The 13,653-nt window shown below is 66.7% G+C and carries 14 protein-coding genes; 2 read left to right on the top strand and 12 right to left on the bottom strand.

Annotated features, from left to right (window positions below; all coding sequences use genetic code 11):
* The first annotated feature begins 15 nt into the window (after positions 1–15).
* The gene (locus DB31_RS21990) at positions 16–546 is read left to right on the top strand and encodes a hypothetical protein (protein WP_044191098.1); all 531 of its coding nucleotides are present in this window, start codon (positions 16–18) and stop codon (positions 544–546) included.
* A 1-nt stretch (position 547) separates the two neighbouring features.
* Here DB31_RS21990 and DB31_RS21985 read toward each other — a convergent pair whose 3' ends face one another.
* The 4 genes from DB31_RS21985 to DB31_RS21970 are packed head-to-tail and all read right to left on the bottom strand — an operon-like array spanning position 548 to position 5,244.
* Positions 548–2,092 carry a DUF4340 domain-containing protein gene (locus tag DB31_RS21985; protein ID WP_240486814.1) on the bottom strand — a complete coding sequence of 515 codons (1,545 nt, stop codon included), beginning with the start codon at positions 2,090–2,092 and terminating at the stop codon, positions 548–550.
* The gene (locus DB31_RS21980) at positions 2,089–3,660 is read right to left on the bottom strand and encodes a GldG family protein (RefSeq protein ID WP_044191096.1); all 1,572 of its coding nucleotides are present in this window, start codon (positions 3,658–3,660) and stop codon (positions 2,089–2,091) included. The genes DB31_RS21985 and DB31_RS21980 overlap by 4 nt, the downstream gene beginning before the upstream one ends.
* Positions 3,661–3,678: 18 nt before the next feature.
* Complete coding sequence (locus tag DB31_RS21975) at positions 3,679–4,482, bottom strand: ABC transporter permease (RefSeq protein ID WP_044191095.1); 804 nt, start codon at positions 4,480–4,482, stop codon at positions 3,679–3,681.
* Between the two features lie 33 nt (positions 4,483–4,515).
* Entirely contained in the window at positions 4,516–5,244 is a 729-nt protein-coding gene (locus tag DB31_RS21970; RefSeq protein WP_240486813.1) for an ABC transporter ATP-binding protein, read from the bottom strand.
* A 155-nt stretch (positions 5,245–5,399) separates the two neighbouring features.
* On the opposite strand from DB31_RS21970, the gene DB31_RS21965 reads away from it, so the two are divergent.
* Positions 5,400–6,596: an aspartate kinase gene (locus tag DB31_RS21965; protein ID WP_044191093.1), complete on the top strand. Its 1,197-nt coding sequence runs from the start codon at positions 5,400–5,402 to the stop codon at positions 6,594–6,596.
* A gap of 89 nt (positions 6,597–6,685) precedes the next feature.
* Here the strand turns inward: DB31_RS21965 and DB31_RS21960 are convergent, their stop codons facing one another.
* The 8 genes from DB31_RS21960 to DB31_RS21930 all read right to left on the bottom strand — a co-directional run bounded on the left by DB31_RS21960 (position 6,686) and on the right by DB31_RS21930 (position 13,445).
* Entirely contained in the window at positions 6,686–7,444 is a 759-nt protein-coding gene (locus DB31_RS21960) for a DUF5953 family protein (RefSeq protein WP_044191472.1), read from the bottom strand.
* Between the two features lie 4 nt (positions 7,445–7,448).
* Positions 7,449–8,081 (bottom strand): DUF6310 domain-containing protein, encoded by a 633-nt coding sequence (locus DB31_RS46720; RefSeq protein WP_240486812.1) that lies wholly within the window; start codon positions 8,079–8,081, stop codon positions 7,449–7,451.
* A 616-nt stretch (positions 8,082–8,697) separates the two neighbouring features.
* On the bottom strand, positions 8,698–9,069 hold the full coding sequence (locus DB31_RS21955) for an SH3 domain-containing protein (protein WP_157232103.1): 372 nt from the start codon (positions 9,067–9,069) through the stop codon (positions 8,698–8,700).
* Positions 9,070–9,109: 40 nt separating this feature from the next.
* Positions 9,110–10,093 (bottom strand): TerC/Alx family metal homeostasis membrane protein, encoded by a 984-nt coding sequence (locus DB31_RS21950; RefSeq protein WP_044191089.1) that lies wholly within the window; start codon positions 10,091–10,093, stop codon positions 9,110–9,112.
* Between the two features lie 118 nt (positions 10,094–10,211).
* On the bottom strand, positions 10,212–11,291 hold the full coding sequence (cheB, locus tag DB31_RS21945; protein WP_044191087.1) for a chemotaxis-specific protein-glutamate methyltransferase CheB: 1,080 nt from the start codon (positions 11,289–11,291) through the stop codon (positions 10,212–10,214).
* Positions 11,292–11,440: 149 nt separating this feature from the next.
* Positions 11,441–11,767, bottom strand: a complete 327-nt coding sequence (cutA, locus tag DB31_RS21940; protein ID WP_044191086.1) for a divalent-cation tolerance protein CutA — start codon at positions 11,765–11,767, stop codon at positions 11,441–11,443.
* Positions 11,768–11,788: 21 nt separating this feature from the next.
* Positions 11,789–12,745: an ATP-binding protein gene (locus DB31_RS21935; RefSeq protein ID WP_044191084.1), complete on the bottom strand. Its 957-nt coding sequence runs from the start codon at positions 12,743–12,745 to the stop codon at positions 11,789–11,791.
* Positions 12,746–12,800: 55 nt separating this feature from the next.
* A complete protein-coding gene (locus tag DB31_RS21930) occupies positions 12,801–13,445 on the bottom strand; it encodes a hypothetical protein (RefSeq protein ID WP_044191082.1) in 645 nt (214 codons plus the stop codon).
* Positions 13,446–13,653: the final 208 nt, after the last annotated feature.

Genomic DNA, 13,653 nt, shown 5'->3' with positions numbered 1-13,653 from the left:
CGGTAGGGTGCTCGTGTGCTGAGGCTCTACAAGAAGGACGGGGACACGCTTCGCTACTGGGAAGCGTGGGTGGACGACAACGGGCTGTCCGTGCACCACGGGATCGTCGGGGAGATGGGGCAGCACCAGACGATCTCAGCCCCCGCCGGAGAGGACCCGGACATGGTGCTCGCGGAGGCCGCCGGGCCGCTCGTGGACGAGGGCTACGACGAGCCCGATCCGGAGGCCATGGCGCCGCTCGTCATTCAGTACCCCGTGCAGGGGAAGGGCACGGGGCACGACTTCGAGAAGCGCAACGCCGTGGAGGAACTGCTCACCGACATCCTCGGCTGGACGGGCAACGGCGAAGTCGAGGGGGGTGAGACCCAGCCTGGGCGGATGAACGTCTTCTGCCGAGTCATGGTGCCGGAGGTCGCCGTCCGCACCCTCGTCGAGGCCCTGGAGGAAGAGGGCTACCTGGAGGGCGCCATCATCGCCCACGTGCCGGAAGGGGCGGAGCCTCGGGTCGTCTGGCCCGAGGGCTCAATGGGTCCCTTCCGCGTCTGACTCAGGGCGAGTCCTCAGGAACTCCACCGTCCGTGTCGGGGGTGCCACCGTCCGTTCCAGCGGTGGCGGAGGCCTGCAAGAAGTCCTCGGCGCGCTCGGGGAGGTGGGCCAGCCACGCTGCCTCCACCTCGGCCACTTCGGGGTTGGATCCCCGGGCGTAGACAGATCCTTCCTTGTTCGGCACCGCGCCGCCAAGCCACAGCCGTGCCAGCTCCTTGCCGCTCGTGTCCTGCAGCGAGAAGCTGCGAGCGTTGTCGGTGATGCCGTACTGCTCCCACTTCGGGTTGGCTTCGCCGAAGCTGGAGGCCTTGACGCTGCTCAGGAGGCTGAGCAGCGAGGCCACCTTGAGCCCCTCGACCTTGCCCGTGATGGGCTCCTCCAGCTCCCAGCCCTGCAGCGCGTTCGCGGCCGGGTTCTTGTTGGACAGAACCGCCGGCGGTGCCCCAGCGCCCGGGTAGAAGACGATGCGCTTCACGTCCTCGCGCTTGAAGCTCAGCACGGTCTTGGTCCGCAGTTCTGGGAGGCTCAGGTTCAGCACGGTGAGCGCGCCTTCGGGGACCTCAGCGAGCGTCGCCTCCGAGCCCTGCTCGCGCAGCGCATACACCTTCGCTCCGGAGCCTTCGGGGACCAGGGAGAACCGCAGCCGCACGGGATCGCCCGGGTCGAGCGTGAAGCGTGCCTCCACCACGGGCTTGTCCAGGCCCAGCTTCGAGCGCTCCGCGGCGGAGTCCATGGGGAAGGAGAGCGCACGCTGCTCCTTGAGGGCCAGAAGGGCCTTCTTCACGCGCTCTCCGTCCGCGCGCACCGTCAGGGGCTTCGTCAACCGCCAGGACTTATCCGCCTCCCGCTCCAGCGAGTAGCTGGTCGCTGGGGTCTTCACCTCGATCGCCTTCAGCGAGGCCTCTTCGAACCCCAGGAACTCCTTGTCACGCAGCGCGTACAGATCCTTCTCCAGTGCGTAGCGCACGGAGCCATCCGCGGAGTACACGCGTGGGTCGCCATCGCGGCGCACGTACAGGGAGCCATCGAAGGTGTTCTCGATGCCGCCGAGCAGCGTCACCGTGCGCTGGCGCGCGGGATCGTCCTGACCACCGCCTGAGGCGTCCGGGACATAGGCCTTCGCCGCCACCGAGAACACGGGAGGCAGGAGGCCGTACTTCTTGAGGTCCTCGTCGGTGGGAGCCTCCTCGACGGTGGCCTTGAACTTACCGGCGTGCAGCTGGGCGAGGATGCCCTCCACGGTGGGCTTGTCCGCCTTGCCCTTCACCGGAGCGGTGAGGAACCACGTGGTGCCTTGGCGCTCCAGCGTCGCGGTGATGCCCTTGGACTGGACGGTGAGCTGCGTGAAGACGGCCGCAGGAGCGGTGGCGCCCTGAGTGGGCTTCTCGCCGGGAGTCTCGGGAGCGAAGAGCTTCTCGGCTTGTTCCTTGCGCACGGCCTCCTTCCGCTCCGGCTCCTTCACTCCGAAGTACGCGTAGAGGCCCAGGCCCGCAGCGGCGGCGGTGGCCAGCACCAGGGTGACGAGGTTCTTTTGGGTCTGCTTCACTTGTTTCGCCTCGACAGCCAGATGGCCAGCCCCATGCCCATGAGGGTCAGGGGCAGCAGGTCCGTGGACACGAAGCGGATGTTCTCCAGCATGTCCGGATCCATCTGCAATGTGGACACGTCGCGGTCCGGCGGGCGGATGGTGATCTTCTCGACCTGGTTCGACGCCCAGCCGAGCGCATTCAGCACGAGGTTGCGGTTGGCCTCGTGGCCCCAGTTGGCGTCCAGGAGGATCTCCGAGTCACCCATCACCACCACGCGCGCCTCATCGAAGCGCTTGTCCGGGGCGTTCTTCGTGTCCCGCGTGGCGGCGGCCACCAGGACGAGCTGGCCGGACTTCTCGCCATCCGAGGGGGTGGCGTCCGCGGCCGGCGTCGTCTCCACCCACGCGAAGGGGGAGGAGAGCACCACGGGCTCGGCCTTGACGCCCTCGGCCATGCCCTGGCGCAGCACCGTGAGGCTGCGCGCCGTGGGGAACTCGATGTTGAGCTTGAGCTGGCGCAGGGGCCGGGTCAGCTCGTGCTCGCTGTAGAAGGCGGAGACCAGTGCATAGGGGTTGCCGCTGTTGAACTGCGGGTCCGCGGCGATGCCCTTGTCCACCTCGACGCCGTACTCGGCCAGGAGCGCGTCCAGCTTCGGCTCGGCGTTGAAGTCCGCGAAGTAGAGCATCCGCCCACCCTGCGCGAGGTACTGGCGCAGCGCCTCCGCCTCCGGCGCCGTGTAGGGCGTCTTCGCGCCGGGAATGATCACCAGCGACGCGTCCCGGGGGACCTCCTTCTGCCCTGCCAGGTTCAGCTCCTCGGCGGTGTAGCCCTCCTGGAGCAGGTGCTTGCGGAACTCCGAGAGCGCTCCACCGGGATCGCCCGGCGCGGCGGCCTCGGCCTCCAGTGGCCACTCGCCGTGGCCGGTGAGGAAGTACACCTTCTGCGAGCCCACCGAGTTGATCTTGATGAGGGCGTTGGTGAGGTCCTGCTCGGAGAGCATGTTGAGGGTGGTGTGCGACTCCTTGTCGCCCTCGCCGCGCACGAGCACCACCGTGGTCTGGCCCTCTTTGAGCTGGTACTTGGCCGCCAGATCCGGGTGACGCGCGGGATCCTTGAAGGAGTACTCGAACTTGTCGGGGGCCGCAGCCTGGTAGCGCCGGAAGAGCTGCTCCACCATGTCGTAGTACTGGTGGCTGGGAGGCATGAAGCCGATGGCGCGCACCTTCTCCTTGAGCCCGGTGAGCGTGGTGGTCGTCTGCGGCGCCAGGGTGAAGACCTTCTGCTTCGTCAGGTCCCAGCTCTTGTTCTTCTTGAACGCGATGTAGTTGAGCGCGCCCAGCCCGCCCAGTGTCACCACTCCCATCAGCATGGAGGTGGCGAAGAAGAAGCTGGAGCGCCGCGTGGCGAACTGGCCGAACTGCTGGAAGTTGGTGGCGAAGTAGATGCCCAGCAGCACGAGGCCCGACACAGCCTTGGCCGCCGTGAGCGCCACGGAGCCCGAGGTGAAGAACAGGGTGAACGGGCTCGACAGCAGCAGCAGGAGCCCGAGCGCACCGAGAATCTTTCCGACAGAGGAGAAGTTCATGGGTTCCTCGCGCCAGGGCTACGCCCAGCGCTGAGCCTCCACGGTGCGATGGGTGAGCAGCAGCGAGAAGAGGATGACGGACAGGAAGAACACGAGCGCCTTGAGATCCAGCACGCCCTTGATGAGGTTCGACAGCTGCGAGTCGAAGGCCAGGTAGGTGATGAGCGAGTGCAGGGGCTCCTCCACGCCCTGTGCCAGCCCGCGCAGCAGCATCCACGGCAGCATCACCGCGAAGGTGAGCAGCGCGGCGACCATCTGGCTCTCGGTGAGCGCGGAGATGAACATGCCCACCGCCATGCACGTCGCGCCCCACAGCAGCACCGCCCCATAGCCGAGCAGCACCGTGGGCCACTCCAGCACCGAGCCTGTCTCGCTCGCTCCGAATACCGTCAGCATGAGCGGAAAGACGATGGTGAGCCCCAACGTGGCGGAGATGATGCCCAGCCCGCCCAGGTACTTGCCCAGCACGAGTTCGAAGGGACGCACGGGCGTCGTCATCAGCAGCTCGAAGGTCTTGTTGCGCTTCTCCTCGGCGAACAGGCGCATGGAGAGGAAGGGCGCCACGAAGAGCGTGACGATGAGGACCACGCCCCACAGCTGGACGACGACGCCGTCGGTGAGGTTGCGGTAGCTGGCGGCGTCTGGGGGCAGCTGGTTCCAGCCGACGGCCTGGGCCATCTCCTGCACCTGCTGGAAGGCCTGCAGCAGGCCCATGAAGAAGAACGAGGACAGCGCCACCATGGCCGTGAAGACCACGTAGGCCCACGGGGTGGTGAAGTAGATGGACAGCTCCTTGCGGGCGATCGCCAAGGCGGTGCGCATGGGAAATCCTCTCGGGAACGGGGGAGGGGGCCCTCAGGCCGCCGTGAGCTTGATGAAGATCTCTTCGAGCGAGACGTTGGCCGCCTGTCCGTGCACGGAGACGAGCTTCTGGATCTCGTCGTAGGCGACCATCTTCCCCTGGTGGATGATGAGCACCTTCTCACACGTCATCGTCACCTCCGGCAGGATGTGCGTGGAGAGGATGAGGGTGTGCTTGCCCGCGAGCCCCTTGATGAGGGAGCGCACGTCGGCGCGCTGCGAAGGGTCGAGCCCCTCGGTGGGCTCGTCGAGGATGAGGACCGGCGGCGAGCCGAGCAGGGCCTGCGCGATGCCCACGCGCTGCTTGTAGCCCTTGGAGAGGTTCTGGATGACGCGGTCCATGATGTCCGACAGCCCGGTGAGGCCCGCCACCCGGTCGAGCTCGGCCTTCAGTCCGCGGCCGGGGACCTTCTTGAGCTCGGCGACGAACTTCAGGTACCCGCGCACCGTCATCTCCGGGTAGAGCGGCGGCGTCTCTGGCAGGTAGCCGATGCGACGCTTCACCTCGAGCGGCTGCTCGAAGACATCGAAGCCCGCCACCTTGGCCGTGCCCATGGACGGGGGCAGGAACCCGGTGAGGATCTTCATGGTCGTGGACTTGCCCGCTCCGTTGGGACCCAGGAAGCCCAGGATCTCCCCTTCGTTGACGCTGAAGGTGAGTCCCTCGATGGCACTCCGGTCCCGGTACCGCTTCGTGAGGTTCTGAACCTCAATCATCGCCATGGGGAAGCCTCCGGCCTGGGTATATGGGGGGATCCCAACCTGTCAAGGAGTCGGCCGGTTGCTCGGTCAGACCGTGCGTGCTGTTGGCCGGCGTCCTGCATGGAAGTCTCTCGGTGTGGTTTCCCGGCCACGCCCAACAAGGTAACGAGGCGGATATGCCCATCGTGGTCCAGAAGTACGGCGGCTCGTCGGTCGCGGATGTGGAGAAGATTCGCAAGGTGGCTCAGCGCGTGAAAGCCAAGCGCGAGGCGGGCTACCAGGTAGTGGTCGTCGTCTCCGCCATGGGGGACACCACGGACGACCTGCTCTCGCTGGCCAAGCAGGTGTCGCCCGACCCTCCGCGGCGCGAACTGGACATGCTGCTGACGTGCGGCGAGCGCATCTCCATGGCGCTGCTGTCCATGGCGCTTCAGGAGCTGGAAGTGCCGGCCATCAGCTTCACGGGCAGCCAGAGTGGCATCATCACCAACGACACGCATTCGCAGGCGCGCATCGTGGAGGTACGCCCTTACCGGGTCTTCGAGGAGCTGGATCGGGGCAAGGTGGTCATCGTCGCAGGGTACCAGGGCGTCTCCTATAAGAAGGAGGTGACGACGCTGGGGCGTGGTGGCTCGGACACGACGGCGGTGGCGCTGGCGGCGGCGCTCGAGGCCGAGGCGTGTGAGATCTACTCGGACGTGGATGGCATCTTCTCGGCGGACCCACGGGTGGTGCCGGACGCGCGCAAGCTGGAGTCGCTCACGTACGATGAGATGCAGGAGCTGGCGAGCGCGGGGGCAAAGGTGCTCAACGCGCAGGCAGTGGAGTTCGCCAAGGCGAAGGGGATCGTCATCCTGGCGCGCACGGCGCACGGGCAGGGGACGGGCACGGCGGTGCAGGAACTGGCGGGCCCAGCGGACACGCGGGTGAAAGGCGTGACGGCGGAGCAGGAGATGGCGGTGCTGTCAGCGGCCTCGGAGCGGGTGCGGCTGCCGGAGTTGCTCGAGTTCCTGGACGCGCGGGGCGTGCGAGGCCGGGCGCTGAGCTTCGACGGGCTGCTGGGCCGCGAGCCACGGGCCTATATCGCGGTGCCGCTGCAGGACGTGCACGGGCTGGAGGCGGTGCAGAAGGATCTGGCCACGCGCTTCGGTGACGACGTGTCGCTGCAGGAGCAGGTGGGCACGGTGACGTGTGTGGGGGCGGGCATCAACGCGGACTGGGGGTATCTGAGCCGCGCCCTGCTGGCGGCGGAGGAACTGGGGGCGCGGGTTCACGCGGTCCACACCTCGCCGCTGCAGCTGTCGCTGCTGGTGGACAAGGCGTACCTGAAGCCGCTCACGGCCCGGTTGCACCGCGAGTTCCTTGGAACTTGAACTGCGTATTCGGCGCCCGGGACGATGACCGTCTGCCGCCCAAGCTCGGGCCTCGTGGACACGCGCCGGGAAACGCGCGTTAGCCTCAGTCAGCGTGGATCGGCGCGTCCGCCGATCTCCGGGAAGCGCTCATAGGCCCGCTTCAGCGCGTCCAGGTGAGCGGGGTTGTCGAGATCGAGCGGCGCATCCGTGAGCTGCACGACCCACCCGCCTGACGCCGTGCGCCGCGCTCGCGTGAGCAGATCGGCATCGCAGGCCGGGTCCGGGAACCCGATGGTTCGTGCGGAAGCGGCCGACCAGTAGTTCAGCCACCCCAGGCGATGCGGAATCTCAGGTGAGCGGATCTTGTCGGGGAGTTTGAGCGCTGGCAGTCCCCGGGGAGGGCACGGGGGCCCAGCCAACGTGGGACTCGTCTGCTTTGCGATCTCCACACCCGCGTTGAACGGCGTCGCATGCCCCCATAACGCGAGCGCGAATTCCCCTATGGCTGCCAGCATATCCGCTGCCGCCGCAATACTCGCCGTGTCGAGCGGCAGGCTCGCATGAACCTCGAAGTGCGACACACCGTCGGCTGCAAGGCCGAGAGGGTTCACCGACCCGCTAAGGGTCACCAAGCGATCTTCGTCATCGTTGCAGAGGAAGAAAAAATCGCCGTTTCCCTTGTCTGTCGCTATCCCCTGATCGCGGTGAGGCAATGGGATGAGGTCTTCCTTTTCAGAAGTTGTCCACCCCAGCCGCAGACCAGGAAGCGCACGCTCCATTCCTTGAGCGATGGCAAGAGGGCGTGTCTCGTCGCCCACGAGCGTCGGCGCATAGACGCTGATAACAATTTCGTTGCGAACAAGCACCACGTCAGCACCAATCCATGACAACGACCGCGAGGCTCGGTTCCAAGCTCTGGAGTAGCGCCTTGTGCTCAGCGCTCGTGACGCCAACGACGAAGTTATAGCCACATTCCTTGGCAAGCTTGGCTTCTTCTCTGAGTTGCGGCAATTTGACTTCGACAAGGAATTTCCGAGAGCGGGGTGATTGGTGGCCAAGGTTGTAGGTTTTAACTTCCCACAGCGTGCGCGTAGCGAGTACCAGCGCATCGAAGCTCTTACTTGTGCTCTTGCCGGTGATAAGTACATTCAGGCCGGGGAAATCGTTGCCTGGAACCTTGTTGGCACACTCGTTATGCGGCTCGTTTCCTCCACGGGGAGGTCCTGGGATCGTCCTGCACTCAGGTCGCTCCGAGGGATCGGATGAAATGGGAGGGAGCCAGTCTCGACCCAAGCCCTTCGGTTTGGGATCTCTGTTCGCTACGGGCTCCTGCTCACTGGAGGGCTGTGTCTGAGTCTTGGTCTTCGCGCGCTCGCGGGATGCGTTTCGTTGATAGGTATCAATCCCCTCTTGGATGGCGGCTGCCACCACCACCGCGCCAATCACAATCACCGCTCCAGTTACCACTGCCGGCGACGCGAAGATGCAGAGCGCTACGCTCATGGGCACGGCAGCCGCAACCGCAGAGGCGACAGCGCATCTTTTTGTGACGTCCCGAAACCTGACTCTGTCGCGATCAAGAGCGTGAAAGCACCGCTCCGCCAGGACGGGCCATTCGTTCGCGGCTTCGCGCACCACGCAATGCCCGTCGTCCGTCCAGGGGTAGAGCGCCGCCCGCTGAAGGTTGGTGAGTCTCGGGCTCGGGTCCTCCGGTTCTCCCGGGATCGGATCCATCGTTGCGCAGGCCGAGAGAAGGAGCAGGAGCAGGGGGGCGCTGCACGTCCGGAGACGCATGGCCACGTCCTTTCATTCAAGCGGGGCCGTGGGTCAAGGGTGGCCCGTTCTGGAGTATGCCAGGACAATTTGACGCCGAGTGAGGTCGGCTTCTCGGAGTGCGGCCGTGCAACTCAAGCTCGACACGATAGGGAGGCAGCCACGTCCGCATGCCGATGGGAGCACCACATCGTGGGCACCGCGGAGCGTCTCCCAAAATGACAGCCCCGGTCGTGTCGAACTTGGTGTCGTGGGGCCCGAATATGTCCTGTTCAAGGACGAAGAAACGCGGGCTATAGGACCCCTCAGAAACCATGGGGAGACCTCTCCAGAATGTTAGGGAGGCTCAGGGTAGCAAACCTGGGATGCTGCCTCCGGGCTTGGGCTCGATGTGGTAGCGCACGGCGCCGGGAGACGGACCGAACACCGGACCCGGAACAATCACAGGTACGGTGCCGTAGAGCCACCCAGGCTGCGGAGGCTCGGCATTTGAGGGCGCATCTCCCGTGGCACTTGCTACCTCGGACTCCGAGGGCGCGAGCGGAGGCGCATCGTCTCCCAGGAAGATTCCCTCTGGGAGCACGTCCGGGTGCGGTTCCGGACGCATGGCCTCCTCGATGCGCTCGCTGCCCTCGTCGCGCAGTTCCCGAGGTCCCACGGCGCATGCCACGAGCAGGCTGGCCGCCAGCACTTCGCCGTTCTGGAACACGTGCCTCATGCCCCTCTTCATAGCGCGTCCCTCGGCTCCGTGCCGGGCTTCAGACTGGGACTTCGCGGTGCCCAGCTTCTCCCGGCCCTGGGCTCTTGGGCTTCTGTTCACGCCTGCGCTTCCGGGCCCGGGACCAGAGGCTCGCGGCGACTGCGGTTCCGATGCACACGAGGACGACCAGCGCCGAGGCCAGCGGTGGCACGTGCACCCAGCGGTCCGGAACAATCATCTTCAGCCCCGCGAACGCCAGCACCGCAGCGAGCCCATAGTGCAGGTAGCGCAGCTCCGAGATGACATGTGCCAGCGCGATGTAGAGCGCCCTCAAGCCGAGGATGGCGAACACGTTCGACGTGTAGACAAGGAAGGGTTTCTGGGTCACCGCCAGCGCCGCAGGCACCGAGTCGACCGCGAACGCGATGTCCGTGATCTCGATGGCGATCAGCGCCACCAGCAGCGGCGTTGCCATGCGCCTCCCCATCTGCTTGGTGAAGAAGTGCGGCCCATCCACCGACGCGCTGATCGGCAGCCGGTGGGAGAGCCACCGCACCACCGAGCTCTCGCGCTGGCGCGCCGGGTCCTCGAAGGCGACCCGGATGGCGGTGACGAGCAGAATCGCGCCGAACACGTAGACGACGGCGTGCCAGTGCTCCAGCGCCTCCACCCCCGCGAAGATGAACAGGGCCCGGAACAGCAGCGCCCCGAAGATGCCCCAGAACAGCACGCGCCGCTGCTCGTCTTCGGGGACACTGAGGCTGCGGAAGATGACGAGGAAGACGAAGAGGTTGTCCAGGCTCAGGCTCTTCTCGATGAGCCACGCGCCCAGGTACTCGTGCGCGGCTTGCGCGCCGAACATCTTCCAGACAAACACGCTGAAGCTCAGTCCGAGCGCGATCCACCCAGCACTCCACGCCATGGCGCTGCGCTTGGACTCGCCGTGCTTCTTCCGGTGGGCCAGCAGATCCACAGCGAGCAGTCCCAGCACCAGCACGCCGAAGGCAATCCACCCGATGATTGGAACCTGAATGGTCTCCATCGCCCCACCAACTCGTCCTCCGTCAGTGGGGACGATTGGGGGGAAGGTATGCATGAGTACGCGCGCGCCTGCTCTCTCGGCTGCTCCGCGGCAGGACGTCCAAGCCCCGGGCTGAACTTCAGCCGGCGGTTTGGTGCGGAGACAGCGTCTGCAGGACGCGGCGGACGATCTCTGGGCCCAGGTTCTTCAGGGACACCACCTGGTGAGCCAGCCCCGCCTGGAGCACCGCCTGCGGCATGCTCCCCACGACGCACGTGTCCGGGTCCTGGACGATGATCCGCCCACCGGCCTGGCTCACCACCTGGCTGCCCTTCATCCCGTCCTGGCCCATGCCCGTCATCACCACGGCCAGTACGCCCGCTCCGTAAGCCGCGGCGGCCGTGCGGAACAGCACATCCACCGCGGGCCGGCAGGAGTTCTCCAGCGGGCCCTTGTGCGTCAGCAGCCGCACCATCGGCCCGTCGCGGGTGACCGCCATGTGATAGTCCCCCGGAGCAATCCACACCTGTCCCGCGCGCAACTGCTCTCCGGACAGAGCCTCGCGGATCTGCAGCGGGGACAGTGTGTCCAGGCGCTCGGCGAACAGCTTCGTGAAGCCGGGGGGCATGTGCTGGGCGATGAGCACCGGCACCGGGAAGTCCCCGGGGATTGCAGAGAGCACCTCGACCAGCATGTTGGGCCCGCCCGTCGAGGCGCCAATCACCACCACGCCAATGCGAGGCTGCCGGGTGGGGGCCTTGGCCAGCTCGTGCCGCTTGCGCAGCGGGGCCGCCTTCGGAGGCTCCGGCTGGATGCGCGAGTGCAGCTCCTTGATCTTCGTGATCAACTGCTCCCGGGCCTGCTCCAGGAAGGGGACACCGCCGGAGGTCGTCGGCTTGGTGATGTAGTCGCTCGCGCCATTGGCGAGCGCATCCATGGTGATGTTCCCGGTGCTCTCCGCCAGCGCGCTGAAGATGAGCACGGGCAGGCGGGGGTACTGCCGGCGCACCGCCTTGAGCACGTCCATCCCCTTCATGTCCGGCAGCGTCAGCTCCAGCACCATCACCTCGGGGCGGAGCTGCTCGGCTTTCTCCAGCGCGATATGCCCGGTGGGCGCGATGGCGACCACCTCCAGCTCCGAGTCGGAGCCCAGCATCTGGGAGATCTCCCTCCGGGCGACCGCGGAACCTTCCGCCACGAGAATTCGGATGGGAGCCATGAGGAAGGAGACGAAGGGGGACCAGGTCAGCGTATCGCGAGCACAAGGGGGCAGAGAATCCGCCCCCAGCTACAACTGCTTACAGCGAACAGAAGCAGGCTCCAAGGTGACCCTTGGAGTCAAGTGGGACCCGGGGAGCTGAGGACGTATCAGGGGAGCGGCCGGACGCTGGCCTCAATCCACTCGAGGTAGGGCAGGTGCCCTCCGGCCACGTCGAGCCGCAGCACCTCGGGGACCTGGTAGGGGTGGAGGGCCACCACCCGCTCCCTCAAGGCCTCGAAGAGGGGCGCCCGCGTCTTGAGGATGAGCAGGGCCTCGGGCTCGTCGTGGACCTTCCCCTCCCAGCGATAGATGGAGCGCAGGCCCGGGAGGACATTGCCACAGGCCGCCAGCTGCTCCTCCACCAAGGCCCGGGCCAGCTCCGCGGCCTTGTCGGCCGAGGGAGCGGTGACGAGGACGACGATGGCGTCGGTCATGTTCGGGCCTCGGGGGAGGGGTCAGCGGCCGGTGGCGCGAATCTTCGCGTGGGCGTGGTGCCCGCGCGGCTCCAGCTCGTGCCGCGTGCGCCGGTGGTCCGGCGTGTCCTTGGGCAGCTCCACGAAGGTGCACATCTCACAGAGCCGGCTATAGATGCGCTCGCCCACGCGCTCGCGCAGCAGCTCCGCCTCTCGCAGCGTGGTCTTCGCGTCGTCCGTGGAGTGGTAGCCGGCCACCGCGCGCGTCGCCTTGCGCTCCGGCTCCAGCGAGTAGTTCGTCGCGAACAGGGTGGTGCGGTGAGCGTTGTAGCGCCGGGCGATCAGCTCATCCATCGTCTCCATCTCGAATGGGCTGCCGCGCCCCTTGCCCAGCTCGTCGATGGCCAGCACTTCCACCTCGGACAGCGGGCCGATGATCTCCCCGCCACTCTTGCCCTCCTGGAAACCGCGCCGGATGGTGGCGTAGAGCAGGGAGATCTCCACGTAGCGGGCCCCCACGCCCACCTCGAGCACCAGGTGCGCCAGGGTGGCGGCCAGCAGGTGCGTCTTCCCGGTGCCCACCGGCCCGCTCAGCACGAAGCCCTTGTTGCCCCCGGCCTTCTCGTAGTGGTGGGCGAAGTGCATCGCCGCGCTTCGGGCCTTGTCTTGCTGCGTCTTCGCGGGGATGTAGTTGTCGAAGCTCGAGTGGGCCACCACGCCGGGCAGTCCCACGGCGTTGAAGCGGGCCACGCGCTTCTGCCTCAGGGTGCAGGAGCACGGCATGAGCACGTCATAGGTACGGGGCCCCACCTTCTTGCTGAAGGTCGACTCCTGTTGGCCGAGCACGTGCCCGCGCCCCCCGCACACCTTGCATTGCACCGAGCACTCGCAGATCCGCGCATGCGCCAGATCGCCTTGCCGCTCGATGAGATACGTCCGCCCACCGCACACCCCGCACGCACCGCCGCTGCCCTTGGTCCCCATGTCGGCGCGATCCATAGCAGTCCCCTCGCCGGACGACCTGCTGAGCAGGCGTTCAGGTGTCCCCATTGCCCTAACCCTCTTTCATCTCGAGCGAGCGCCGCACGAGCGCCAGCAACCGGAACCGCCGCGCCACCCGCCGCGATCGCGTGGACATGCCCTGGGACTCAGCTCCGCCTCCCCGCGACTCGCGCCACAGCTGGCAGCGCACGGGGAAGGGCAGGGAGCGCAGCAACAGCAGGAAGACCCGCGCTTCCTGGGCGTCGAACTGCGCTGGCTCCTCAGGCGCGCGGGCGAGCACTGCCTCCAGCAGCTGGCCTACCCGGGCGGTCAACTCGGGACGCTGCTCCGCCAGCTTCTCGAGCGAGGCCCGCAGCCGTGCATGCCGCGTCTCTTCCCAGCTGAGCGAGCGGCGCTTCTTCGGGCTCTCTCCAGCCCCCGCGTTGCGCTCCCGGTACTTCTTGATCTCTGCGTCCACTTGCCGCTGGCACGCCCGCAGGCTGCGCAGCACCGGCTCCCCGGGCCTCACATCCCACAGCGCCTTCTCCGCCGAACGGGTGATGCCGCGGGCGACCACCTCGAAGGGAACGCCCTCTCGGGCCCAAGATGTCAGAAGCTCGGTGTCCAGCGCGGAGAGCATCAGCCCTGCACCACGCACCGCGAGAAAATAGTCCTGCACCAGTTCCTCGAAACTGGCGCCTTCAGGCAGGAGACTCATGATCCGGATCGATCCGCAGGGTAGGGCAGCCAGGCAGTCAAGCGCTACCCCACCCATAACCTACCCGTCCGACATGGCAGCCTACCCAACGCATTCCGGACAGCACTTCTGGAAGATTTCCGGCGTGCGCGTACCCCCAAAGCGGCCGAGCAGGTTCAGTTGACCGACCCTCTCGACCCTGCGCATAGTGGCCCCCCTCAAATGGAAA

The sequence above is a fragment of the Hyalangium minutum genome, assembly GCF_000737315.1.
Lineage (GTDB): Bacteria > Myxococcota > Myxococcia > Myxococcales > Myxococcaceae > Hyalangium > Hyalangium minutum.
The sequence above is the reverse complement of the archived record's forward strand: the minus strand, read 5'-3'. Positions and strand labels throughout refer to the sequence as shown.

What these genes read in the sequence shown, in the direction of transcription:
- DB31_RS21980 (WP_044191096.1), bottom strand. Translation starts at nt 3,660, where the DNA reads ATGAACTTCTCCTCTGTCGGAAAGATTCTCGGTGCGCTCGGGCTCCTG.
- DB31_RS21975 (WP_044191095.1), bottom strand. Translation starts at nt 4,482, where the DNA reads ATGCGCACCGCCTTGGCGATCGCCCGCAAGGAGCTGTCCATCTACTTC.
- DB31_RS21970 (WP_240486813.1), bottom strand. Translation starts at nt 5,244, where the DNA reads ATGGCGATGATTGAGGTTCAGAACCTCACGAAGCGGTACCGGGACCGG.
- DB31_RS21965 (WP_044191093.1), top strand. Translation starts at nt 5,400, where the DNA reads ATGCCCATCGTGGTCCAGAAGTACGGCGGCTCGTCGGTCGCGGATGTG.
- DB31_RS46720 (WP_240486812.1), bottom strand. Translation starts at nt 8,081, where the DNA reads ATGAGCGTAGCGCTCTGCATCTTCGCGTCGCCGGCAGTGGTAACTGGA.
- DB31_RS21955 (WP_157232103.1), bottom strand. Translation starts at nt 9,069, where the DNA reads ATGAGGCACGTGTTCCAGAACGGCGAAGTGCTGGCGGCCAGCCTGCTC.
- DB31_RS21950 (WP_044191089.1), bottom strand. Translation starts at nt 10,093, where the DNA reads ATGGAGACCATTCAGGTTCCAATCATCGGGTGGATTGCCTTCGGCGTG.
- cheB (WP_044191087.1), bottom strand. Translation starts at nt 11,291, where the DNA reads ATGGCTCCCATCCGAATTCTCGTGGCGGAAGGTTCCGCGGTCGCCCGG.
- cutA (WP_044191086.1), bottom strand. Translation starts at nt 11,767, where the DNA reads ATGACCGACGCCATCGTCGTCCTCGTCACCGCTCCCTCGGCCGACAAG.
- DB31_RS21935 (WP_044191084.1), bottom strand. Translation starts at nt 12,745, where the DNA reads ATGGATCGCGCCGACATGGGGACCAAGGGCAGCGGCGGTGCGTGCGGG.
- DB31_RS21930 (WP_044191082.1), bottom strand. Translation starts at nt 13,445, where the DNA reads ATGAGTCTCCTGCCTGAAGGCGCCAGTTTCGAGGAACTGGTGCAGGAC.